Origin of the sequence: Snodgrassella alvi wkB2 (genome assembly GCF_000600005.1) — a bacterium.
Lineage (GTDB): Bacteria > Pseudomonadota > Gammaproteobacteria > Burkholderiales > Neisseriaceae > Snodgrassella > Snodgrassella alvi.
Genome location: NZ_CP007446.1, coordinates 979,318 through 1,003,761 on the forward strand (window position 1 = coordinate 979,318; position 24,444 = coordinate 1,003,761).

19 protein-coding genes are annotated in these 24,444 nt (G+C 40.3%); 15 read left to right on the forward strand and 4 right to left on the reverse strand.

Going from position 1 to position 24,444, the window contains the following annotated elements:
• Window positions 1-8 precede the first annotated feature (8 nt).
• The gene (locus tag SALWKB2_RS12515) at window positions 9-3,680 is read left to right on the forward strand and encodes a DNA translocase FtsK (RefSeq protein ID WP_025330486.1); all 3,672 of its coding nucleotides are present in this window, start codon (window positions 9-11) and stop codon (window positions 3,678-3,680) included.
• A gap of 766 nt (window positions 3,681-4,446) precedes the next feature.
• A complete protein-coding gene (locus tag SALWKB2_RS04495) occupies window positions 4,447-4,824 on the forward strand; it encodes a DUF805 domain-containing protein (protein ID WP_025330487.1) in 378 nt (125 codons plus the stop codon).
• A 313-nt stretch (window positions 4,825-5,137) separates the two neighbouring features.
• Here SALWKB2_RS04495 and SALWKB2_RS04500 read toward each other — a convergent pair whose 3' ends face one another.
• The 4 genes from SALWKB2_RS04500 to SALWKB2_RS04515 all read right to left on the reverse strand — a co-directional run bounded on the left by SALWKB2_RS04500 (window position 5,138) and on the right by SALWKB2_RS04515 (window position 7,295).
• Window positions 5,138-5,497, reverse strand: coding sequence for a hypothetical protein (locus SALWKB2_RS04500; RefSeq protein ID WP_025330488.1), 360 nt, complete (start codon window positions 5,495-5,497; stop codon window positions 5,138-5,140).
• 474 nt (window positions 5,498-5,971) lie between these two features.
• A complete protein-coding gene (locus SALWKB2_RS04505) occupies window positions 5,972-6,313 on the reverse strand; it encodes a hypothetical protein (RefSeq protein ID WP_025330490.1) in 342 nt (113 codons plus the stop codon).
• 245 nt (window positions 6,314-6,558) lie between these two features.
• Window positions 6,559-6,900 carry a hypothetical protein gene (locus SALWKB2_RS04510; RefSeq protein ID WP_025330491.1) on the reverse strand — a complete coding sequence of 114 codons (342 nt, stop codon included), beginning with the start codon at window positions 6,898-6,900 and terminating at the stop codon, window positions 6,559-6,561.
• Between the two features lie 26 nt (window positions 6,901-6,926).
• Window positions 6,927-7,295 (reverse strand): tlde1 domain-containing protein, encoded by a 369-nt coding sequence (locus SALWKB2_RS04515; protein ID WP_025330492.1) that lies wholly within the window; start codon window positions 7,293-7,295, stop codon window positions 6,927-6,929.
• 201 nt (window positions 7,296-7,496) lie between these two features.
• On the opposite strand from SALWKB2_RS04515, the gene SALWKB2_RS11605 reads away from it, so the two are divergent.
• From SALWKB2_RS11605 to SALWKB2_RS04580, 13 genes are all read left to right on the forward strand, one after another.
• Window positions 7,497-9,428, forward strand: coding sequence for a histidine kinase (locus tag SALWKB2_RS11605; RefSeq protein ID WP_025330493.1), 1,932 nt, complete (start codon window positions 7,497-7,499; stop codon window positions 9,426-9,428).
• Between the two features lie 16 nt (window positions 9,429-9,444).
• Window positions 9,445-10,098, forward strand: coding sequence for a response regulator (locus tag SALWKB2_RS04525; protein ID WP_025330494.1), 654 nt, complete (start codon window positions 9,445-9,447; stop codon window positions 10,096-10,098).
• Window positions 10,099-10,287: 189 nt separating this feature from the next.
• Entirely contained in the window at window positions 10,288-11,511 is a 1,224-nt protein-coding gene (locus SALWKB2_RS04530; RefSeq protein WP_025330495.1) for an MFS transporter, read from the forward strand.
• A 12-nt stretch (window positions 11,512-11,523) separates the two neighbouring features.
• Entirely contained in the window at window positions 11,524-12,894 is a 1,371-nt protein-coding gene (locus tag SALWKB2_RS04535; RefSeq protein WP_025330496.1) for a NarK family nitrate/nitrite MFS transporter, read from the forward strand.
• A gap of 98 nt (window positions 12,895-12,992) precedes the next feature.
• Entirely contained in the window at window positions 12,993-16,688 is a 3,696-nt protein-coding gene (locus tag SALWKB2_RS04540) for a nitrate reductase subunit alpha (RefSeq protein WP_025330497.1), read from the forward strand.
• A gap of 13 nt (window positions 16,689-16,701) precedes the next feature.
• Window positions 16,702-18,255, forward strand: a complete 1,554-nt coding sequence (gene narH / locus SALWKB2_RS04545; protein WP_025330498.1) for a nitrate reductase subunit beta — start codon at window positions 16,702-16,704, stop codon at window positions 18,253-18,255.
• Between the two features lie 9 nt (window positions 18,256-18,264).
• Window positions 18,265-18,900: a nitrate reductase molybdenum cofactor assembly chaperone gene (gene narJ / locus SALWKB2_RS04550; protein ID WP_025330499.1), complete on the forward strand. Its 636-nt coding sequence runs from the start codon at window positions 18,265-18,267 to the stop codon at window positions 18,898-18,900.
• Window positions 18,901-18,912: 12 nt separating this feature from the next.
• Window positions 18,913-19,602, forward strand: coding sequence for a respiratory nitrate reductase subunit gamma (gene narI, locus SALWKB2_RS04555; protein ID WP_025330500.1), 690 nt, complete (start codon window positions 18,913-18,915; stop codon window positions 19,600-19,602).
• Window positions 19,603-20,151: 549 nt separating this feature from the next.
• Window positions 20,152-20,904 (forward strand): DUF3304 domain-containing protein, encoded by a 753-nt coding sequence (locus SALWKB2_RS04560; protein WP_025330501.1) that lies wholly within the window; start codon window positions 20,152-20,154, stop codon window positions 20,902-20,904.
• Window positions 20,905-21,023: 119 nt separating this feature from the next.
• Window positions 21,024-21,776 carry a DUF3304 domain-containing protein gene (locus SALWKB2_RS04565; protein WP_025330502.1) on the forward strand — a complete coding sequence of 251 codons (753 nt, stop codon included), beginning with the start codon at window positions 21,024-21,026 and terminating at the stop codon, window positions 21,774-21,776.
• A gap of 131 nt (window positions 21,777-21,907) precedes the next feature.
• Window positions 21,908-22,660, forward strand: a complete 753-nt coding sequence (locus SALWKB2_RS04570; RefSeq protein ID WP_025330503.1) for a DUF3304 domain-containing protein — start codon at window positions 21,908-21,910, stop codon at window positions 22,658-22,660.
• Between the two features lie 131 nt (window positions 22,661-22,791).
• Entirely contained in the window at window positions 22,792-23,544 is a 753-nt protein-coding gene (locus SALWKB2_RS04575) for a DUF3304 domain-containing protein (RefSeq protein WP_025330504.1), read from the forward strand.
• Between the two features lie 123 nt (window positions 23,545-23,667).
• Window positions 23,668-24,423, forward strand: coding sequence for a DUF3304 domain-containing protein (locus SALWKB2_RS04580; RefSeq protein WP_025330505.1), 756 nt, complete (start codon window positions 23,668-23,670; stop codon window positions 24,421-24,423).
• Window positions 24,424-24,444: the final 21 nt, after the last annotated feature.

A 24,444-nucleotide genomic window follows, 5' to 3' on the forward strand; every position in this document is an offset into this window, starting at 1 on the left:
GAACACGTATGTGGTGGATTGTATTAATACTGTTAATTATTGCTATAGGCGCTTTATTCTGGTGGCGTAATATTCAGGAACGCAAATGGCAACTGGAACTGACCTATCTGACCCGCTATGAAAACCGGCTTCAGGCAGGTCAGTTTCCGGTATTGAAGTTTGCCAGACCTTCTTTGAAAAACCGTATTTTTTATCTGGCACAAAAGCTTGTACAGCGCAATCAGACAGTTCAAAGTTCAGTGCAACAAGAACAACCGTCAGAAGCAGAGTTGCCAAAGACTGAATCTGAAGCAATAGATACTATAAATAATCATCAAGAAATTCACCCGGCTGTACCGGCTAATAGTACTGGTGAGAGCTGTCAGCCAGAACAACAAACTGAAAAATCGGAATCTGAACCGGTTACTCCTCAGATTACAGTTATCGAATCCGCCCCTATACCGGTAAAAAGTGAAACGGATAAAACAGTCAGTGAAAATGGAGATAATTTACAAGATATAGCCGAAACTGATAATGAATTGCCGCTAATAAAGGATAACCCTTTGTTCCCGGTCAAATTGTTTAAATCTTTAAAAGAAGATGCAGCCGATGGTAATGATATTCATGCCGAAGCTGTGGCCGAAGAAAATATCCTGCCGGATACAGACGAAGAGACTGATATCGATAATGATGATCAGACAGATAAAAACATATTGATTACCAGTGATGAGCATGCTGAAACCGCTGTGGTGTTCCCTCCGGATAAAAATCTGGAAGTAATTACTCTGGCAGAAGCTACCCGTAAAGTGGCAACTCATCCGCTTACTGATACGGTTAGTGAACAGGCGCCTGCTCTTGAAGTTATTCAGCTTAAATGGCAGTACAAACCTTTAAACAGTCAGAATCAGCAGCGCAATCACAATGCGAAAGAAATTACAGTCGATGATCCGATATTAAATAAAGTTCGTTCGCGTACTAAAGCCGAACAGGCTGCTTTGTTAAAAGCCCGGGCATTAAAAAATTTTGATTTGGATGATTTACAACAGGCTACTCATCACAAACTCGGTAATTCTGTTGGTGCTCCTTCGCACTTGCCGCATTCTGTAACTACTATTCCTGAGCAGTCAGTTCATGAGCATAGACTCGGGAGAGAACATAATGGCGTGCAAATTATTAACGAAGAAGATATTCGTTTGAATCTGCTGCGTCAGCGATTGGCAAGACAGCGCCATAACGAGAATGCCCAGCAGTTTAATTCTGGTTATAGCATACCGGTAATAGCTGAAGATGAAATATATGCGAATCTGGCCAAAACCGATTCACCGGTAAACAGACAGAAATTTCAGCGACCGGTAGTCAGAGAAAGTGTTATTCCGGCAGCTGCACGTATCGGTAAAAGCCATACAGTAAAAATGACAGCACCAGTTGCTGATATGTCTGCAGACAAAGGTTTTACAGATGCTGCCGGCAGTGCACAGGCACCACTGTCAACAAGATTTACACCTTTTCATTCCATGCCGCCAACATCTATTACTACAGTTACGGCTGGAAATCATCCTGTAGCAGAAGATTACACCAGCAGTAATGTTGACTATAGCGATTCTTTTAATCAGCAGCCAGTACAGCAGCAGAATGAAAATTTTACTGAAAATCTGCGCCCGAGAAGAAGTCAGTTTCATTATTCTCAGAATATGCCAACAGTAAAGCAGGCAGTAACTGTCAATAATAATTCAGAAAATTCTTATTATGAGAATTCTGATTTTAGTATTGGAAACACTCCCTATCTGTCTGATGATTGTGATGGAGATGTTGCTGTGGCAGAAACTCCGGTATTGGCTACAGAAGATCCATTTTTTGCTGAAATTGAAGAGCAGACAGAAACACCAGATTATTTCCCTTTGCATGAACATTACAACGAAGAAGAAGCTAATACAGATATATCTGCATTTTTGCCAAATATTGAAACTCAACCACAAGGCAGTTCGGAAGTTGTTAATCATGTTGAAGTAATTAAAACAGATAAACAACAGACTGAATCTGTACCGGTTGTCGAAAGCGCTGGAGTAGTTACACGAAATAACCGGCAGTCACTACCCACAGAACAAAAAGACTATAGTGCTCAGTCATCGCAAACTGCTATCGGTATGGCACTGCAAAAAGCTTTGCATAAGACAGCAGCTGTCACACCGGTGCATAAACCACAGTTAAAACCTATGCTGCCGGGGATGGATTTATTATTACCACCATATTATGATCCCGCAGCACAACAGAGTGAAGAAACCTTGCTGGAAAATGGTATCACCATCGAAGAAAAACTGGCTGAATTTAAGGTTAAAGTTCGCGTCATCGATGCATTTGCCGGCCCGGTTATTACTCGTTATGAAATTGAACCGGCACAGGGTGTTCGCGGAAGTCAGGTAGTTAATCTGGAAAAAGATTTAGCACGCAGTCTGGGCTTTGCTTCTATCCGGGTAGTTGAAACGATTCCTGGTAAAACCTGTATGGGGCTGGAATTACCTAACCCCAAACGACAGATTATTCGTCTTAGTGAGATTTTTTCAGCTTCGGTATTTCAGCAATCCCGTTCAAAACTGACGCTGGCTCTTGGTCAGGGTATTACCGGTCAGCCTGTGGTAACGGATTTGGCTAAAGCACCACATCTTTTGGTAGCCGGAACAACAGGCTCTGGTAAGTCGGTAGGTGTTAATGCCATGATCTTGTCTATGCTATTTAAAGCTACACCTGAAGATGTACGCCTGATTATGATTGATCCGAAAATGCTTGAATTGAGCATTTATGAAGGTATCCCTCATCTGCTGGCGCCCGTGGTTACGGATATGAAGCTGGCTGCTAATGCGCTAACTTGGTGCGTAAACGAGATGGAAAAACGCTACCGGCTGATGAGTCATGCCGGTGTGCGTAATCTGGCCGGATTCAATCAGAAAATTGCCGAGCTAGGTGCACGCAATCAAAAACTGTTTAATCCGTTCTCACTTACGCCGGATAATCCTGAGCCACTGGAAAAATTGCCTTTTATTGTTGTGATTGTTGATGAATTTGCCGATTTGATGATGACAGCCGGCAAAAAAATTGAAGAACTTATTGCACGTCTGGCGCAAAAAGCCCGTGCTGCTGGTATCCATTTGATACTGGCTACCCAGCGTCCCAGTGTAGATGTTATTACCGGACTGATAAAAGCCAATATTCCAACCCGTATTGCTTTTCAGGTATCCAGTAAAGTAGACAGTCGCACCATTCTTGATCAGATGGGTGCTGAAAACTTGCTCGGACAGGGTGATATGCTGTTCTTACCGCCGGGTACTGCCTATCCAGAGCGTGTACATGGGGCCTTTGTTGCCGACGAAGAAGTGCATCGTGTAGTACATTATCTGAAACAGTTTGGTGAGCCCCAATATATTGATGATATTTTAACAGCCGGGGTCAGTGATGATGATATGTTCAGCAATGCATCGTCTCGCAGTAGCGATGATGAGCTTGATCCTCTGTATGATGAAGCAGTGGCGCTGGTAATCAAAACTCGTAAGGCAAGTATTTCTTCTGTACAAAGACAATTGCGCATCGGTTATAACCGTGCCGCGCGCTTGGTTGAGCAGATGGAAGCAGAAGGTATCGTGTCTGCTGCTGAAGGAAATGGCAATCGCACTGTACTGGCTCCGCAAAATAGCCATCTGGATGGATAGTCCTTTTAGAATAAGTTTGTTTTGAATAGATTTTTTAAACGCATATTTGTATATGCGTTTTTTTATATCAATATGAAATGTAACCCTATATTATGTACAAGTATTTTATTAAAGTGATGATTTTAAAAAACAGTATTGCTGCATAATAGTTAATATCAGTATTCAGCATCTGATGAAAAATTTAATAAAATAATATTTAGTAGTAAAGTATGTTTAGTATCAATTTATAGTATCGAATTTTTTCAATTACTGATATGTAGATATTTATAAAATAAACGATAAATAGAAGATTTAAACTAAATTTTTCAGTCTGAATATTAAACCAATTAAGTATTTGAGTTAATTCTTTGTATTTATTTGTATGATTAAAATGAATTGATTGTAATAATGTTGTTTAATTTATACATTTTACAGCCTTTTTTTAATAAAATGTCATATTTATTAAGAATTGTCTGCTACGCTGAAACGCGGTCTATGCTTAAATAATGTCAAACAATTAATTAATTTTGATTTGTACGTATAAAAACGCAAATAAATATACAAATATATTAATTAAAGTATATAAATTCTCATAATTGATAAATTATAAAAAAAATATATATCAATTTTTATCAATAAATAAATATTGTAAGTAATTGTTTTTAAAGTTAAGTTGTTTGAATCGTTTATAGATAAGTCTTAAGATAATTTGGCAATGTTTGAAATATAAATCCTAATTTTAAAATTTATATAAATGTAAATATATTAATTATCTGGAGATGAATTTATGATTGAATCTTACAAACGGTTCTGGCATAACATTCTAAATTTTTCAGGGACTTCTAATCGTGCTGATTATTGGTGGCCGATTGTGATTAACTATGTTCTTGGAATAATTTTGACGTATGCAGTTGAAAAAATGCTCGGACATCCGATTAATGATATCTATACATGGGGCGACTGGACGATTGATTTTGTCTTTCTGGTAGTCTGCTTTGCTGTGTGGATAGCGACTTTGTCACTTCAGTTCAGACGGCTGCATGATACAAACCGTTCTGCCTGGTGGATTCTGATTACTCTTATACCGGTCATCGGGCAAATTTGGTTTATCATACTGATGCTGTTGCCGGGTAAGCCAAACCGTTTTGAGCAAAGATTATTCTAGTATTTTGCAGACATTCCCTCTGGAAAATAATAAAGACAAAACTAAAAGTTTAGTTTTGTCTTTATTTAGTCAGAGGGTTATATATATTATGATGATAAAAATAAACCACTAATTGAAAAATTTATTGCTATTGTAAAAAATGTCAACTATAAATTTTCATTTTGAATTATAAGAAGATAACAACAAGATTGGCAGGATGTAATAAATATTACATTTTTCTTATATTTTCATTTAAGTTTTAGTTTAAAAAATATTTAATTTATTTTTAACTATATGATTTTAATTAAAAAATAATGTAACTAATGATAATATCTCATTCATTTTCTTGTTTATAAATATTTGATATTAATTTTGATATTAAATATACATCAACATCACTCATTGAACATTCTTCATAAGAAGCATCATTTTTAGTAATGGTTTCATAAGTATTTCCTGTTGTATCATAAAAAATAAAGTGATAAATCTGGGTATATAAGCCTTTTGCTTTTTTCTCAGATGCTAATAATGTTATCTTAGTTTTAGATTCATCTAAATTTATGTTATCAACTATACCAACTTTTTTTAACCAGCCTTCACTTATATTCATTGGCCAGGAATAGCAATCAGGCCCTTTAGCAAAGCTTAATATAGGTAAGACTGCTAATAGTGTTATTAGTAAAAATTTTTTCACTTTTTTTATCCTTAGATTTTATCTATTATGCTATTACTTCTAGAATTTTATCACCGCTGTTCCACATATCTTTTCGATACTTTATAGGTAGAATTATACAACCTTGAGAAGCAGAACCGGGATGCGTTTTACTATCACCATGAATTAAAAAACCGGATCTACCACACATATTATTACCTGGATCAGGTTCTAACCTGATTACAAATGTAACACAATGTGGATGTTTCAAGATAATCTTTAAGATGGCAAAATGTAATAAATATTACATCTTAATTATATATTTATTTGATACTAAGACTATAAATTACTGTAATCAAAATTTCACTATTTCAGAGCTGAATAAATGATATGATTTAAGTTTTATTTTAAAAAACATCTAATTTATTTTAAAAATTTATGATGAAAATCATATATCTATTTTAAATATATGATTTTCCTTAAAAGATATATAACTAATGATAATATCTCATTTATTTACTTGTATGAAACACTTCTTGGTATTAAATAGACATCAACACCACTCATTGAACATTCTTCATAAGAAGCATCATTATTAGTAATGGTTTCATAACTATTTCCTATTGAATCATAAAAAATAAAGTGATAAATTTGGGTATATAAGCCTTTTGCTTTTTTCTCAGATGCTAATAATGTTATCTTAGTTTTGGGTTCATTTAAATTTTCGATAGCAACTATACCAGCATTTTGTAACCAGACTTCACTCATTTTCATTGGCCAGGAATGGCAATCAGGCCCTTTAGCAAAGCTTAATATAGGCAAGACTGCGAATAGTGTTACTAGTAAAAATTTTTTCACTTTTCTTCATCCTTAGATTTTATCTATAATGCTATTACTTCTAGAATTTTATCACCGCTGTTCCACATATCTTTTCGATACTTTTTATCTAGAATTATACATTACATCTTACTGATATATTTCATTTAAGTTTTAGTTTAAAAATATCTAATTTATTTAAAAATTTATGAAGAAAATCATATATCTATTTTTAAATATATGATTTTCCTTAAAAGATATGTAGCTAATGATAACATCTCATTTATTTACTTGTTTATATGACTTTTTGATATTAAATAGATATCAACACCACTCATTGAACATTCTTCATAAGAAGCATCACTATTAGTAATGATTTCATAAGTATTCCCTGTTGTATCATAAAAAATAAAGTGATAAATCTGGGTATATAAGCCTTTTGCTTTTTTCTCAGATGCCAATAATGTTGACTTAGTTTTAGATTCATCTAAATTTATGATATCAACTATACCAGCATTTTTTAACCAGCCCTCACTTATATTCATTGGCCAGGAATCACAATCAGGCCCTTTAGCAAAGCTTAATATAGGTAAGACTGCTAATAGTGGTACTAGTAAAAGTTTTCTCACTTTTCTTCATCCTTAGATTTTATCTATTATGCTATTACTTCTAGAATTTTATCACCGCTGTTCCACATATCTTTTCGATACTTTGTATTTAGAATTATACAACCATGAGAAGCAGAACCGGGATGCTTTTTACTATCACCATGAATTAAAAAACCGGATCTACCACACATATTATTACCTGGATCAGGTGCTAACCTGATTACATATTCACCACAGCTTCGATGTTTCAAGATAAGCTCTTTCATAATATATTTACCTCTGGGTAGAGGACCAACATTACTCACACATTGCATTGAAGGGTTAAATTTCCCTTTACCAAAACCTGCATACCCAGAAATAATAAACACACCATTATGTTTCAAGATACCAGTACTTTGTGCATAAGTCCAAGTCATAGCAATCCACTCCTTTTTATAGTTAATACAAATCTAAAATATATTAAAATAAGTTATTTTATTATTTCAATTATTAAATATATTAAAAAATAGTAAATATATTATATATTTTATTGGCAAAGATATCAATTTTAAAATGAATATCAAATCTGTATTTCGACTTTTGCGTTATAGTGCTGCCAGTTTTCTGATTGGGGTGTTATGAAAAATCTGTGGCAAAAGTTTGATCGGTCGTTTTTACGCGGACAGAAGTTATCAAAAGTCCTGGTTGTGCTGATTGCTGTGTGGCTGTTTCTGGCTACCAGTCTGGTAGGGTTGTCGTTGAATACCTCATGGCGGCTGGAAGAGCTGGGAATGGCAATCAATGAAGCCGGCAGTCTGCGCAAGCGGGTGTTTTATATGGTACTGGTCACGAAAACACCGGGTGCAGAGCAGCAGTTTGCGGATGAAAAGCGTCAATTTAAGGAAATACTTGGTCATTTATACGAATTGCATGATACCGGGGTTATGAACGGCCAGCGCCATAAACAGTTATTAACCCAAGTTCAGGAAATTGAGGAGCAGTTGCAGGATTTTCTTGCTGACCGTGAAGCTTATTTACAGGGCAGACTAAGCGGAGAAGCTTTCCTTGCTCAGGCCAGAGAATTCACAGCGGTAATTGACCGGCTGGTTTTGCTTATTGAGCAAGATAATACGCACAATATTAGGCTGTTGCGCTGGCTACAGGCGCTAGTATTAATGATGGCTGTACTATCTGCGATTGTGTCTTTGCTGTTACTGCATCATTTGGTCATTTCGCCGCTATTACGTCTGAATCAGGGCATCAGTCAGATTGGTAAGGGTTATTTTGATACACGCCTGAAAGTGGGTACGGCCAATGAGTTCGGGCAGGTAGCACAGGGTTTTAATCTGATGGCCGCCAAATTGTATGAAGTATATGACACGCTGGAAAACCGGGTCGCTGAGCAAACGCAGGCAGTGGTTAAGCGTAATCGTGAGCTAGCGGTATTATATGCTATGACCTCATTGTTTCAGGAACAGCATGATCTGACGGTGCTGGTACAAATATTTATGCATAAAATGAAGGCATTCAGTGGTGCGGATGCCTGTGTGGTGCAGTTAAAAAATCGCCATTCACAGATGCTTGAAGTAGCCGGTTCGGACGGGCTGACAGAGGAGCAGGTAGATATGTTCCGTGATTATCGCTGTGATGGCGGGCGCTGTGTGCGGTTGCATCAGTCTGTGGTTAATTACAATAATCAATCGCTGGTCATTCATGAGGAAAATAATCATTGCTGTCAGATGCAGCAGGTTCTGCCGTTTTGTCTGACATTTGCAGTGAAATCAGTAGATGATGAAATCGGTATGCTGCACTTGTTTGCACTGAAGCCGTTTGCGCTGAGTGAAGAAAATCAACGTCTAATTTCAACTGTTTGCAGTCAGTTCGGGATAGCGATTGAAAGTATGCGCTTGAATGAACTGGATAAGCAGATGGCGATATTGGAAGAGCGTAACCTGATGGCGCAAGGATTGCATGACAGTATCGCGCAGTCGCTTTCATTTATGAATATGCAGATACAAGTACTGGAAAAATCTCTTGCAGAGCATAAACAAGAGCAGGCTAAACAGACTCTGGATTTTATTCATGAGGGTATCCAGCAATGCTATGATGATGTACGCGAATTATTGTCAAATTTCCGGATACGTCTGGTTTCAGAAGGGCTAATCAGTTCGTTGCAGGAAGTGATGAAAAGATTTGAACAACAAACAGATATTGTTGCGGATTGGTCGGTAGAAGGCGATGTGTATGAGGTAGAGTCGGATGTACAATTGCAGGTAGTGTTCATTGTGCAGGAAGCATTATCAAATGTACGTAAACATGCGCATGCCGATGCTGTGCGAGTGAGGCTGGTATATCTGGCTGATCGCCTGAATCTCTGTATTGAAGATAACGGAATAGGTTTTGCCGAGGATACGCTAATTCAGAAGGGGCTGCACGGACATGTGGGTGTACATATTATGAAAGAACGAGCCGGCAAGATTAATGGAGAATTAAAAATATTTGCACGTGAAAATAACGGGGTATGTGTAGAGTTGATGGTGCCGCGTCAGTATATTCATGCGCAGGAATAATTTTGGGAATTTAATAATGCTTAATGAAAACAAGTACCGGATTCTGATTGTTGATGATCACACTTTGTTTCGGCGTGGTTTGCGTGCACTGATTGATAGTTGTGAGCGTTTTGAGGTGGTGGGTGAGGCCACAGACGGTCTTGAAGGGGTAAAAATGCAGCAACAGCTCCAGCCGGATGCTGTACTTCTGGATCTGGATATGCCGGTAATGAGAGGACTTGAAGCACTACCGCAGATGATAAATCATAATCCGCAGCAGGTGGTGCTGATGCTGACAGTCTCTGAAGATGGTAGTGATTTACTCGAATGTATGCGGCTGGGCGCCCGCGGATATCTGTTAAAAAATATTGATACAGAATTTTTGCTGGATAGTATTGAAAAAGCGATTAGCGGAGATAGTGTGTTATCGCCTGAAATGACAAGTAAGCTGGTAACAAGGTTGCGCAGGCAGGAACAGGCTGACGAAAAAATTACTGAACCACTGACACCGCGCGAACGGGAAATTTTGCGCTGGCTGGCACGTGGGAATAGTAATAAGGTGATTGCGCGTAATCTGGATGTAACTGAAAGCACTATAAAAGTGCATGTTCAGAATATTTTACGCAAATTAAATGTAGCCAGCAGGGTACAGGCTGCTGTTTATGCCATTGAGCATGGTCTGGATAAATAAACAAGTGAGTTGAGTATCGGGTAATAACTACTGAATATCAGAATTTGATAAAGGCCTATTGAGTTTGTCAATAGGCCTTTTTGCTTATTTGGCGTTGTGCTTTCTGGTTAATGATTTTGCTTCGGATGACTAATTGGATAGGAAAAGGTGATTACGTACACTAAAGAGAATTATTAATGGGGGTACAGAATGGATTCTGGTGTTAGAAAATCGGTAACAGTGCTTACTTCCAGCACGATTGCATTTATTGTCTGTTTTATGATCTGGATGATATTTGCCGTTTTGGGAATACCTATCAAAGAACAATTACAACTTAGTGAAGCTGAATTTGGTTTGCTGGCTGCGATGCCTGTACTGTCCGGATCACTTATCCGGGTGCCTTTAGGTATCTGGACTGACCGTTTTGGCGGCCGTATTGTATTTTTTCTGCTGATGCTGTCATGCGTTCCGGCAGTCTGGCTGCTTCAATATGCACACACATATAGTCAGTTTCTCTGGATTGCGCTGTGGCTGGGATTAGTAGGCGGCTCATTTTCTGTTGGTACTCCTTATGTGGCCAAATGGTTTCGCAAGGAACGTCAGGGTTTGGCAATGGGTATTTTTGGAGCCGGTAATGCTGGTTCTGCCGTAAATAAGTTTTTGGCTCCTGCATTGGTTGTAGCATATGGCTGGCAGTCTGTACCCCGCTTATATACCGTAATTTTGCTGGTTATTACAGTACTGTTCTGGTTTTTCAGTTATCCGGAGCCTAAAGCAGCTTCTGCTAAACAGCCAAGTCTGAAAGCTCAGTTGTTATTAATGAAAAATCCGCAAGTGCTGAAATACAGTCAGCTGTATTCGGTAGTGTTTGGCGGCTATGTGGGCATTTCGCTGTGGATGGTGAATTACTATGTTAAGGAATATAACTTCGGCTTAGAACAGGCCGGGTTGCTGGCTGCATGCTTCTCTCTGCCGGGGGGTGTACTGCGTGCGTTTGGTGGCTGGCTGTCTGATAAATACGGTGCTTATAAAGTTACCTGGGCTGTAATGTGGATTTGCGCATTAGCATTCTTTCTGTTGTCTTATCCGCAAACACAAATGTCTATTCGTACAGTAAGTGGTCATCTGGATATGCATATTGGTTTAAATGCAACGATATTTACTGTGCTGCTGTTTGTGGTCGGTGTGGCTATGGCAATCGGTAAAGCTTCGGTATTCAAGTTTATTTCTGATGAGTTCCCGGATGATATGGGTACTGTGTCTGGTGTAGTGGGTCTGGCCGGGGGACTGGGCGGTTTTCTGTTGCCGATTATGTTTGGTTGGTTAGTAGACTGGACAGGTGTACGTTCTACCTCTTTCATGCTGATGTTTGGCACGGTATGTATCAGTTTAATCTGGATGCATTTTTCTCTGAAAAACCCTAAGCACCAATAAAGTGAGTTTGATATGGGTAAAGTTTTAAAAGATTGGCGGCCGGAAGACCAACAATTCTGGCAGTCAGGTGGTCGTGCAATAGCACGCAGAAATTTATGGATTTCTGTTCCTGCATTGTTACTGGCGTTTGCCATCTGGCAGGTATGGAGTGTGACGGTAGTAAAACTGCCACTGGTTGGATTTAAGTTCAGCAGCAATGAACTGTTCTGGCTGGCGGCCTTGCCGGCATTATCAGGTGCTACTTTACGAATTTTCTATTCATTTGTGATTCCGATTTTTGGTGGCCGCAAATGGACGACAATTTCTACAGCCAGTTTGCTGATTCCTGCGCTGGGTTTGGGCTTTGCAGTACAGAATCCGAATACTTCTTATACAACGATGTTCATTCTGGCACTTTTATGTGGTTTTGGCGGAGCAAATTTCAGTTCATCTATGTCCAATATCAGTCTGTTTTTCCCGAAATCGGAAAAAGGTCAGGCGATGGGGATTAATGCCGGTTTGGGCAATCTGGGCGTATCCGCAGTACAGATTGCTGTGCCACTGGCGATTACTAGCTGCCTGTTTGGTGCAATGGGCGGTGAGTCTCAGACAATTTCTACGCCACAGGGTTCTGCACAGGTTTGGTTGCAGAATGCTGGTTTTATCTGGGTACCGTTTATTGTGCTCAGTACGCTGGCTGCATGGTTTGGGATGAATGATATTGGCAGCATGCATTCCTCACTAAAGGAACAGTTTGTCATTTTCAAGCGGTTGCACAACTGGATTTTATGCTGGCTTTATGTGGGCACGTTTGGTTCGTTCATCGGTTTTTCGGCTGCTTTCCCGTTATTAATCAGCCATTCTTTTCCGCATCTGGATGCAGTTAAGTTTGCCTTTTTAGGTCCGTTTGTTGGTGCAGTACTGCGTGTCGTGGGTGGTTGGCTGTCTGACAAGATGTCTGCGGCAAAACTTACCGAAATCAGCTATGCCATGATGATTGTCGGGGTCATTGGTGTTCTGGTATTTCAGCCTATTGGTGGCAATGAAGGCAGTTTTGTTGGTTTTTTCTGTAGTTTTATGTTGCTGTTTGCTTTTAGCGGTATTGGTAACGGTTCAACTTATGCGCAGGTGCCGCGGATTTTCTCTCAGTTTCATCGTCATCTGCATCAGGGCGATGTTAAAACCTCAGAAGCTCATGCCACTAAAGAATCAGCTACGGTATTAGGCTTTATGGGCGCAATCGGTGCTTATGGTGGGTTTCTGATTCCGAAAAGTTTTGGTTCTTCGATTGAGGCGACAGGCAGCGCATCAATGGCTTTATGGGGCTTTATTGTTTTCTATGTAAGCTGTCTGATAGTTAATTACTGGTTTTATGTTCGCAAACAATCAGTTACGAGTTGTTAATTTGAAGTGATCGCACCATTGTCATAGATAATGGTGCAGAAAAAATATAAATCAATAAGAAACTGTTTGAGGCTTTTGCCTCTATGGAGCACAAATTCATGAGCCATTTTTTAGACAGACTGAATTTTTTACGTAAAACCAAAGAAACATTTTCTGCCGGACATGGGGCAGTGGTGGCTGAGAGCAGAGAATGGGAAGATGCTTACCGCCAGCGCTGGCAGCATGACAAAATTGTACGTTCAACTCACGGGGTAAATTGTACCGGTTCTTGTAGTTGGCGCGTTTTTGTTAAAAACGGTTTGATTACATGGGAAATGCAACAGACAGATTACCCGCGTACTCGTGCCGATTTACCCAATCATGAACCGCGGGGCTGTCCGCGCGGTGCATCATATAGCTGGTATGTTTACTCTGCTCAGCGGGTGAAATACCCAATGATTCGCGCTTCTCTGCTGCGTATGTGGCGTGAAAAACGCCAGACTCTGAATGCAATTGAGGCTTGGCAGAGTATTACTCAGAATCCGGAATTGGCGAAAAAATATAAATCTGAGCGTGGTCAGGGCGGTTTTGTCCGTCTGGACTGGCAAGAAGCTTATGAAATTATTGCTGCTGCCAATGCATTCACAATTAAAGAATTTGGCCCGGATCGTGTAATTGGCTTTTCTCCGATTCCGGCAATGTCGATGGTGAGCTATGCTGCCGGTTCGCGTTATCTGAGTCTGATTGGCGGTGTACCGCTGTCATTTTACGACTGGTATTGTGATTTACCACCTTCCAGCCCGCAAACATGGGGTGAACAAACCGATGTTGCAGAATCTGCCGACTGGTATAACGCCAACTATCTGATGGTATGGGGCTCTAATGTACCCATGACACGTACTCCGGATGCGCATTTCTATACTGAAGTGCGTTATAAAGGTACAAAAACAGTAGCAGTTTCATCTGATTATGGTGAAATGGTGAAATTCAGTGATATCTGGATGGCACCAAAACAGGGGACAGATGCTGCACTGGCAATGGCAATGGGGCATGTGATTCTGAAAGAATTTCATCTGCAGAATCCGTCAGAATATTTTATTGATTATTGTCGTCGTCTGACAGATATGCCTAATCTGGTGGTGATTAATCAGGAAAACGGTAAACTGCTGCCGGGCTACTTCCTGCGTGCAAGCCAGATAGCAGGCGGACTGGATGAAAGCAATCATCCTGAGTGGAAAACACTGGTTATCGACGAAAATACCGGTGATATTGTTGCACCGAAAGGATCGATAGGCTTCCGCTGGGGTGAGCAGGGTAAATGGAATCTGCTGGCACAAAAATCCGACAGTACAGAAATCAAAGCGCTGATATCACTTAAAGATAATCATGATGCCATCATGGGTGTGTCTTTTGATTACTTCGGCGGGGATGATGCAGCAGAAGTCATTGTTAAAAATATTCCGGTTAAGCAGATAATTAATGCAGATGGCGAAAAAATACTGGTAACAACAGTATTTGATCTGATGTGTGCTAATTATGGTATTGACCGTGGTTTTGGTGGTGATGGCGTTACCGATGATTATCTGGCTGATGTGCCTTATACACCATTGTGGCAGCAGAAACATACTGGCGTGAAGCCGGAGCTGGTGATTCAGGTGGCACGCGAATTTGCCCAAAACGCACATGAAACACATGGTCGCAGTATGGTAATTGTGGGTGCCGGTCTGAATCACTGGTATCACATGGACATGGCGTATCGTGGCATTATCAATATGCTGATGATGTGTGGCTGTATCGGTCAGAGCGGCGGCGGCTGGTGTCATTATGTCGGTCAGGAAAAATTACGTCCGCAAACCGGCTGGGCGCCTCTGGCTTTTGCTGCCGACTGGAACCGGCCTTCACGCCAGATGAATGGTACTTCTTTCTTCTATGCACACACCAGCCAGTGGCGGCATGAAAAACTCAAGATGTCGGAAGTTATTGCGCCCACTCATGCCGGTCAGATGGCTGATATGAGTCAGCTGGATTTCAACGTTAAAGCTGAACGAATGGGCTGGCTGCCTTCTGCTCCGCAGCTGGGACGTAATCCGCTTGATGTGACCCGTGACGCAGAAGCACAAGGTAAAGATCCGATTGCATTTGCTGTTGAGCAGATGAAATCGGGCGCACTGGATATGGCTTGTACTGATCCGGATAATCCGCAGAATTTCCCGCGTAATCTGTTTGTCTGGCGTTCCAATATTCTTGGTTCATCCGGTAAAGGGCATGAGTATTTCCTCAAGTATCTGCTTGGCACACAAAATGCACTGATGAGTGATGAAACTGATGCTATTAAGCCGATTGATGTACAAGTGCGTCCGGCAGCAGAAGGTAAGCTCGATTTACTTACCGTACTGGATTTTCGTATGTCTACTACCTGTCTGTATGCAGATATTGTGCTGCCTACAGCCACCTGGTACGAAAAAGATGATCTGAATACTTCGGATATGCATCCGTTTATCCATCCGCTTAGTGAAGCAGTAAAACCGCTTTGGGAAAGTAAAACTGACTGGGATATTTATCGTGGTCTGGCTAAAGCGTTTTCCGAAACTGCCAAAGATTATCTGGGAGTACGTAAGGATCTGGTATTAACACCATTGATGCACGACAGTCCAGAAGAGCTGGCACAGCCGTTTGACCCGAAAGACTGGAAACTGGGTGAATGTGAACCGGTACCGGGCAAAACCATGCCGAAAATGACCGTGGTTGAACGTGATTATGGTGCTATTTATGACAAATTCACTTCAGTAGGACCGTTGCTGGAAAAAATCGGTAATGGTGGTAAAGGTATTAGCTGGCAGACTGGTGCAGAAGTAGATTTACTGCGCAAACTTAACAACACCCAGTCCGAAGGTGTGGCCACAGGCCAGCCGAAACTGCACACAGCTATTGATGCTGCGGAAATGATTCTGACACTGGCTCCGGAGACCAATGGCCATGTGGCAGTTAAGGCATGGGAAGCTTTATCAAAAAATACAGGTATCGACCATACTCATCTGGCCATTGCCCGTGAAGACGATGCTATCCGTTTCCGCGATGTGCAGGCACAGCCGCGCAAGATTATTTCATCACCCACATGGTCTGGTCTGGAAAGTGAAAAAGTCAGCTATAACGCTGGTTATACCAATGTGCACGAACTGATTCCATGGCGCACCTTAACCGGCCGGCAGCAGTTTTATCAGGATCATCAATGGATGCGGCTGTTTGGTGAGGGACTGGTTTCCTATCGTCCGGCTGTAGACCTGAAAACCACGCTGAACGTGAAAGGCCATCAAAGCAACGGCAACCCTGAAATCGTACTGAATTTCATCACACCACATCAGAAATGGGGTATTCACAGTACTTATTCAGATAATTTACGAATGCTGACCTTATCACGCGGTGGTCCGCATGTGTGGGTTTCTGAAATTGATGCTAAACGTGCCGGTCTCGAAGATAACGACTGGGTGGAAGTATTCAATGTGAATGGTACGCTGACTGCACGGGTAGTGGTAAGTCAGCGAGTACCTGAAACCATGATTCTGATGTATCACGCACAGGAAAAAATTGTCAATGTGCCCGGTTCAGAGCTGTCCGGTAAACGCGGAGGAATTCATAACTCAGTCACTAAAGTAGTTATGAAGCCAACGCATATGATTGGTGGTTATGCTCAATTATCATGGGGCTTTAATTATTACGGTACGGTAGGTACCAACCGTGATGAGCTTGTCGTAGTACGCAAAATGAACAGAGTGGAATGGCTGGATCAACCGGCCAAAACACCGGTGACAGAATAAAAAGGACACAATCATGAAAATTCGTGCACAAATCGGAATGGTGTTAAATCTGGACAAGTGTATTGGCTGTCATACCTGTTCTGTTACCTGTAAAAATGTATGGACCAGTCGTGACGGGGTTGAATATGCCTGGTTTAATAATGTAGAAACAAAACCCGGTATCGGCTATCCGAAAAACTGGGAGGATCAGGAACAGTATAAAGGTGGCTGGATACGTGAAAATTCAGGCAAACTGAAACTGAAGCAGGGTAATCGTCTCAAAGTACTGGCCAATATCTTTGCCAACCCTAACATGCCGGCTATTGACCAGTATTATGAACCGTTTACCTATGATTATGAGCATCTGCAAAATGCCCCGCTGATGCAAACACCGCCTACAGCACGGCCTGTTTCGGTATTAACCGGGCAGAAAATGGATAAAATTCACTGGGGACCGAACTGGGAAGATGATTTAGGCGGTGAATTTGCCAAGCGTTCAAAAGATAAACTTTTTGATGGCATTCAGAAAGATATCTACGCTGCTTTTGAAAATACATTTATGATGTATTTGCCGCGTCTGTGTGAGCATTGCCTGAATCCAGCCTGTGTGGCCAGTTGTCCGTCCGGCTCTATATACAAGCGTGAAGAAGATGGGATTGTCCTGATTGATCAGGATAAATGCCGTGGCTGGCGTATGTGTGTTTCTGGTTGTCCTTATAAAAAGATTTACTACAACTGGGTGGCAGGCAAAGCGGAAAAATGTATTTTCTGTTATCCGCGCATTGAAGGCGGTCAACCGACAATTTGTTCAGAAACCTGTGTTGGCAGAATACGTTATCTCGGTGTACTCCTCTATGATGCAGACCGGATCAGTGAGAGTGCTGCGATAGAAAATCCTCAGGATTTATACGAACAGCAACTGGATATTTTTCTTGACCCGAATGATCCTGAAATTGCCAAAGAAGCACTGGCTCAGGGAATTCCGGCAGACTGGATACAGGCGGCTCAGAATTCACCAGTTTATAAAATGGCGGTTGAATGGAAAGTGGCATTTCCGTTGCATCCAGAATATCGTACTTTACCGATGGTTTGGTATATTCCACCGTTATCACCAATTCAGTCTGCGGTTGAATCCGGTGTTATTGGTCAGAATGGTCTGATTCCGGAAATAAAAGATATGCGAATTCCGATTGAATATCTGGCCAATCTGCTGACTGCCGGTAAAACCGAACCCATTATTAATGCGCTGCAAACCATGATTGATATGCGTAAATACATGCGCAGCAAAAATATTTATTCTGAAGAGCAGGCATTACAGGAATTGTCCGGTCATCGTTTGAGTGCTGCGCAAATTGAAGAAATGTATCAGATAATGGCAATTGCCAATTATGAAGACAGATTCGTTATTCCAAGTGCACATAAAGAACTGGTCAGCAATACTTTTGAGGAAAAAGCCAGTTGCGGATTTTCTTTTGGAGATGGCTGCCATAACGGCCACAGCAAAGAAAGCCTGTTTGGTACACGCAAAGCTTCACCGATTATTTTTCATGGACTGCGTAAGAAAAATAATCGTCAGTCGGCCTCATAGGACAGACAAATGTATAAAATTTTATCCATTTTACTAAGCTATCCAAGGCAGGAATGGTTAGACCATACGGATGAATTGCATTCAATTCTGGCTGATCAGTTATCTGCTAATCAGATTTCAGTATTACAGCCATTTTTTGAACATTTACGCACGCATGATGAAATCGATCTTCAAGAAGTATATGTAGCTACTTTTGATCGCAGTCGCAAACATGCTTTACACATGTTTGAACATCTGCATGGAGAAGATCGCATCCGTGGTCAGGCGATGGTCGATTTACTGGCAGAATATCAGAAACACGGCTTTGAACCGGCTGATAATGAATTGCCGGATTATCTGCCTTTATTTTTAGAATTTTTGTCTCATGTTGTCGAAGATGAAGCCAAAAATTTACTTGCTGATGCAGTACATGTGATTGGCTATATAGCTGACAACCTGCATCAGAGTAAATCAGTGTATGCACCGGTTATGGATGCAGTTGTCGCTTTATCTCCAGTTAAACCACAGCCATTACAGGCTGCACCAGTACGCAATATGGACGAAGCTCTGGAAAAATTCGGACCAACAGCAGAAGGGCTCGAACCATTATTAAATCAGCCGTCTGTGCAGGAAGTGCAATTTTTCCGCAATAAAAAATTCAGTTAGCCGGGAGACAGCATGTATTACCTTAATCAATTTATTTTCGGCATTTTTCCTTATATTGCCGCCAGTATTTTTTTTCTGGGCAGTTTGATTCGTTTTGATACAAATCAGTATTCATGGAAATCTGAATCAAGCCAGTTGCTTTATCCGCGTCTGCTGCGAGTTGGCAATATCCTGTTCCATATTGGTGTACTCGGACTGTTTTTCGGACATCTGGTCGGTTTGCTTACGCCTGTAGTAGTTTGGGATACACTTGGTGTCACTCATGAAGCCAAGCAGCTGACAGCAATGATTGCCGGCGGAATAATGGGTACCCTTGCTTTAATCGGATTACTGATGCTTATTTACCGGCGTTTCAGCTGTGCACGTTTACTGGCCAACAGTAGCTGGCGCGACAAACTGGTATTAATCTGGTTGCTGATTACGCTTTGTCTTGGGCTGGGTACTATCCATGTTTCCGCTCATCATCTGGACGGAGCAGAAATGATTAGTCTTATGCAGTGGGCTCAGCATATTGTGACATTCAGAGGCGGTGCAGCGGATATTATTGCGCATGTCAGCCCGATTTTTAAATTACACCTCTTTATGGGTATGAGTGTATTTGTAATCTTTCCATTTACCCGTCTGGTGCATATCTGGAGCGGATTTGGTACTTTAGTCTATCTGAAGCGTAAAACACAGCTGGTCAGAAGCAGACGTTATTAAATAGTTTCTAAAAAAAAGGCAGTACTGGTATTCAGTACTGCCTTTTTTATAATTTAAAAATCAATCTAAAATTTAACCTGCTCATTTGCCTCTACAGCTTAAATTTCATTTTCAGAAAATCTTTGGTTTTTCCTGTCTTCTTACTATTATTAAAATTTACCTATATTTTTTTAAACTGGTGGATAGAATTACTAAATCAACATTTCCGCCTGAAATAGACTTACTCGCAAAAGAATCATTTAACCATATAATTTCAGCAACGTGAGTATCGGTGTCAGCTACACCCAGTCATTAAATCAATAGCAGATTATCGTCGCAATAAAGCCAGAACGGATGCATTGAAAACACAGCGTAAAAATATTCTGCAAGTAATCTTACTGCGTGATATCTGTCAGCTTGAAAAAATTGCCGGTAACGACATATAAATAAAGATTAATAAAATAAATATTGACGAAAAACAAAGTTAATTCATTTTTATAATAATAGGATATTGATAGATAAGATTTGTACAATTCAACAATAACTATAAATATCAAAAAGGTTAGGGTGATGAAAAAAACATGGGCATGGCTGGCAATGCTGGCAGCAATCGAATTAATGGGTTGTACCAGCCATTTCGAACCTTTTGTCGGCATAACCTCAGGTAAAAACCGCATGTATGCAGCACCTGTTGAAGCCTATGAATACAATTATGAAAATATGAGCGGGGGTAGTATCGGAGGAGGATGTATTCCGGGTACACCAGGTGTTGATGATTATGAAGTTGGTAAAAGACGCTATGGAGGAGGAGCTACCTGTGGTGCAGCAGCATTAAGAGCAAAATGGACACCGGGTATGACTATGAAGATTCATTGGAAAATATTACCTTATCCGGGCTGGCAAGCGAGAATTTTAAATACAGCCGGAGTAAATGTTGATCGTGCAGAAGCTAATATTATTCATCAATATGATGAATATTATTCAGCAGAAATACCCTTACCGCCACCACCGCCATCAGCCGGTGATGATTTTGGTAAAGTAGCAAATATTACGGTACATTTTCTAGCTTGTAATCAGATATTTATTACATATGGCACGATAGAAGAAGGTCGTAATACACCAATGCATTACAAACTGTTTGCCGAAAGCCAGAAATTGTGTACGCCACGCCCAGTAGTTAAATCGATGGCAGATTATCGCCGTAACAAAGCCAGAATGGATGCAGTGAAAGCGGAACGTGAAAATATTCCGCAGGTAATCTTACCGCGTTATATCAAGCAACTGGAAGCAGAAGGTAAATTGCCGGTAACGACACATAAATAGAGATTCATAATCAAATAAATATTAACAATAAACAAAATTAATTCATATTAATAACAGGATATAGGTAGATAGAAATTTAAAAGTCAGTAATAACTATAAATACAAGAAAGGCAGAAGAGATGAAAAAAACATGGATATGGCTGGCGATGCTGGCAGCAATCGAATTAATGGGTTGTTCCAATCATTTCGAACCTTTTGTAGGCATAACCTCAGGTAAAAACCGTACCTATGCAGCACCTGTTGAAGCCTATGAATACAATTATGAAAATATGAGCGGGGGTAGTATCGGAGGAGGATGTATTCCGGGTACACCAGGTGTTGATGATTATGAAGTTGGTAAAAGACGCTATGGAGGAGGAGCTACCTGTGGTGCAGCAGCACTAAGAGCAAAATGGACACCGGGTATGACTATGAAAATAGAATGGGAAGTTTTACCTTATCCGGGATGGAAACCGCATATGTTAAATACTGCAGGAGTAAATATAGATAAAAAAGAAGTACAAATAATTGATCAGTATGATGAATATTATTCAGCAGAAATACCCTTACCACCGCCACCACCTTCAGCCGGAGATGATTTTGGTAAAGTAGCAAATATTACGGTACATTTTCTTGCTTGCAATCAGTTATTTATCACTTATGGGACGATAGAAGAAGGTCGTAATACACCAATGCATTACAAACTGTTTGCCGAAAGCCAGAAATTGTGTACGCCACGCCCAAGTGTTAAATCGATGGCAGATTATCGCCGCAACAAAGCCAGAATGGATGCAGTGAAAGCGGAACGTAAAAATATTCCGCAGGTAATCTTACCGCGTTATATCAAACAGCTAGAAGCAGAAGGCAAATTGCCGGTAACTACTTCTAAATAAAGATTCATAATCAAATAAATATTGACAATAAACAAAGTTAAATCATTTTTATAATAATAGGATATAGGTAGATAGAATTTTAAAAAGTCAGCAATAACTATAAATATATAAATACAAGAAAGGCAGAAGAGATGAAAAAAACATGGATGTGGCTGGTGATGCTGGCAGCAATCGAATTAACTGGTTGTACCAGCCATTTCGAACCCTTTGTCGGCATAACTTCAGGTAAAAATCGTACTTATGCAGCACCTGTTGAGTCTTATGGATACAATTATGAAGATATGGATGGTGGAAGTATTGGTGGAGGATGTATTCCGGGTACACCAGGTGTTGAGATTTATGAGGTTGGTAAAAAACGCTTTGGAGGAGGAGCTACCTGTGGCGCAGCGGCACTAAAAGCAAAATGGACACCGGGAATGACTATGAAAATTAATTGGAAAGTCATACCTTATCCTGATTGGAGACCAAAAGCATTAAATACATCTGGAATGAATTTCGATCATAACCAACTAAATATTATAGATAAATATGATGAATATTATTCTACTGAAATACCCTTACCACCACCACCGCCATCAGCCGGTGATGATTTTGGTAAAGTAGCAAATATTACGGTACATTTTTTAGCTTGCAATCAGTTATTTATTACTTATGGGACGATAGAAGAAGGTCGTAATACACCAATGCATTACAAACTGTTTGCCGAAAGCCAGAAGCTGTGTACGCCACGCCCAGTTGTTAAATCGATGGCAGATTATCGCCGTAACAAAGCCAGAATGGATGCAGTGAAAGCGGAACGTAAAAATATTCCGCAGGTAATCTTACCGCGTTATATCAAGCAACTGGAAGCAGAAGGTAAATTACCGGTAACTACTTCTAAATAAAGATTCATAATCAAATAAATATTGACAATAAACAAAGTTAAATCATATTGATAATAATAGGATATAGGTAGATAGAATTTTAAAAAGTCAGCAATAACTATAAATATATAAATACAAGAAAGGCAGAAGAGATGAAAAAAACATGGATGTGGCTGGCGATGCTGGCAGTAATCGAATTAACTGGTTGTACCAGTCATTTCGAACCCTTTGTCGGCATAACTTCAGGTAAAAATCGCATGTATGCCGCACCGGTAGAAGCCTATGAATACAATTATGAAAATATGAGCGGGGGTAGTATTGGAGGAGGATGTATTCCGGGTACACCAGGTGTTGATGATTATGAAGTTGGTAAAAGACGCTATGGAGGAGGAGCTACCTGTGGTGCAGCAGCATTAAGAGCAAAATGGACACCGGGTATGACTATGAAAATTAATTGGAAAATATTACCTTATCCGGGATGGCAAGCTAAAGGCTTAAAATTACCAGGTGTCAATGTAGATAAAAGTGAAGAGCGAATAATTGATCAGTATGATGAATATTATTCAGCAGAAATACCCTTACCACCACCGCCGCCATCAGCCGGTGATGATTTTGGTAAAGTAGCAAATATCACGGTACATTTTCTTGCTTGTAATCAGTTATTTATTACTTATGGGACGATAGAAGAAGGTCGTAATACACCAATGCACTACAAATTGTTTGCCGAAAGCCAGAAATTGTGTACGCCACGCCCGAGCGTTAAATCGATGGCAGATTATCGCCGTAATAAAGCCAGAATGGATGCAGTGAAAGCCGAACGTGAAAATATTCCGCAGGTAATTTTACCGCGTTATATCAAACAGCTCGAAGCAGAAGGAAAATTACCGGTAACTACTTCTAAATAAAGATTCATAATCAAATAATTATTGACAATAAACAAAGTTAAATCATATTGATAATAATAGGATATAAGTAGATAGAATTTTAAAAAGTCAGCAATAACTATAAATACAAGAAAGGCAGAAGAGATGAAAAAAACATGGATATGGCTGGCGATGCTGGCAGCAATCGAATTAATGGGTTGTACCAATCATTTTGAACCTTTTGTCGGCATAACCTCAGGTAAAAACCGCATGTATGCCGCACCGGTAGAAGCAATTGAATACAATTATGAAAATATGAGTGGGGGTAGTATTGGCGGAGGTTGTATCCCTGACACACCGGGAATAGATGATTATTTGGTTGGTAAAAAACGTTATGGAGGTGGTTCGACCTGTGGTGCAGCGGCGCTAAGGGCAAAATGGATACCGGGTATGACTATGAAAATTACATGGGAAATATTGCCATATCCTGGATGGAAACCTCGTATGTTAAACAAGGCGGGTGTAAATGTTGATAAGGAAGAAAAACGAATAATTGATCAATATGATGAATATTATTCAGCAGAAATACCCTTACCGCCACCACCACCATCAGCCGGTGATGATTTTGGAAAAGTAGCTAATATCACAGTACATTTCCTGCCATGTAATCAGTTATTTATCACATATGGAACAATAGAAGAAGGGCGTAATCCGGTACACTGGAAATTGTTTGCCGAAAGCCAGAAATTGTGTACGCCACGCCCAAGTGTTAAATCGATGGCAGATTATCGCCGCAACAAAGCCAGAATGGATGCAGTGAAAGCGGAACGTAAAAATATTCCGCAGGTAATCTTACCGCGTTATATCAAGCAACTGGAAGCAGAAGGTAAATTACCGGTAAGTGGCAGTAAAGCACAATAATTTTATTAATAAGGGAGATTA

Excerpts from the sequence above, each read along its gene's own strand:
- SALWKB2_RS04570 (WP_025330503.1), top strand. The coding sequence starts at position 21,908 with ATGAAAAAAACATGGATGTGGCTGGTGATGCTGGCAGCAATCGAATTA.
- SALWKB2_RS04540 (WP_025330497.1), top strand. The coding sequence starts at position 12,993 with ATGAGCCATTTTTTAGACAGACTGAATTTTTTACGTAAAACCAAAGAA.
- narH (WP_025330498.1), top strand. The coding sequence starts at position 16,702 with ATGAAAATTCGTGCACAAATCGGAATGGTGTTAAATCTGGACAAGTGT.
- SALWKB2_RS04575 (WP_025330504.1), top strand. The coding sequence starts at position 22,792 with ATGAAAAAAACATGGATGTGGCTGGCGATGCTGGCAGTAATCGAATTA.
- SALWKB2_RS04560 (WP_025330501.1), top strand. The coding sequence starts at position 20,152 with ATGAAAAAAACATGGGCATGGCTGGCAATGCTGGCAGCAATCGAATTA.
- SALWKB2_RS04535 (WP_025330496.1), top strand. The coding sequence starts at position 11,524 with ATGGGTAAAGTTTTAAAAGATTGGCGGCCGGAAGACCAACAATTCTGG.
- SALWKB2_RS04495 (WP_025330487.1), top strand. The coding sequence starts at position 4,447 with ATGATTGAATCTTACAAACGGTTCTGGCATAACATTCTAAATTTTTCA.
- SALWKB2_RS04530 (WP_025330495.1), top strand. The coding sequence starts at position 10,288 with ATGGATTCTGGTGTTAGAAAATCGGTAACAGTGCTTACTTCCAGCACG.
- SALWKB2_RS12515 (WP_025330486.1), top strand. The coding sequence starts at position 9 with ATGTGGTGGATTGTATTAATACTGTTAATTATTGCTATAGGCGCTTTA.
- narJ (WP_025330499.1), top strand. The coding sequence starts at position 18,265 with ATGTATAAAATTTTATCCATTTTACTAAGCTATCCAAGGCAGGAATGG.
- narI (WP_025330500.1), top strand. The coding sequence starts at position 18,913 with ATGTATTACCTTAATCAATTTATTTTCGGCATTTTTCCTTATATTGCC.
- SALWKB2_RS04515 (WP_025330492.1), bottom strand. The coding sequence starts at position 7,295 with ATGACTTGGACTTATGCACAAAGTACTGGTATCTTGAAACATAATGGT.
- SALWKB2_RS04565 (WP_025330502.1), top strand. The coding sequence starts at position 21,024 with ATGAAAAAAACATGGATATGGCTGGCGATGCTGGCAGCAATCGAATTA.
- SALWKB2_RS11605 (WP_025330493.1), top strand. The coding sequence starts at position 7,497 with ATGAAAAATCTGTGGCAAAAGTTTGATCGGTCGTTTTTACGCGGACAG.
- SALWKB2_RS04580 (WP_025330505.1), top strand. The coding sequence starts at position 23,668 with ATGAAAAAAACATGGATATGGCTGGCGATGCTGGCAGCAATCGAATTA.
- SALWKB2_RS04525 (WP_025330494.1), top strand. The coding sequence starts at position 9,445 with ATGCTTAATGAAAACAAGTACCGGATTCTGATTGTTGATGATCACACT.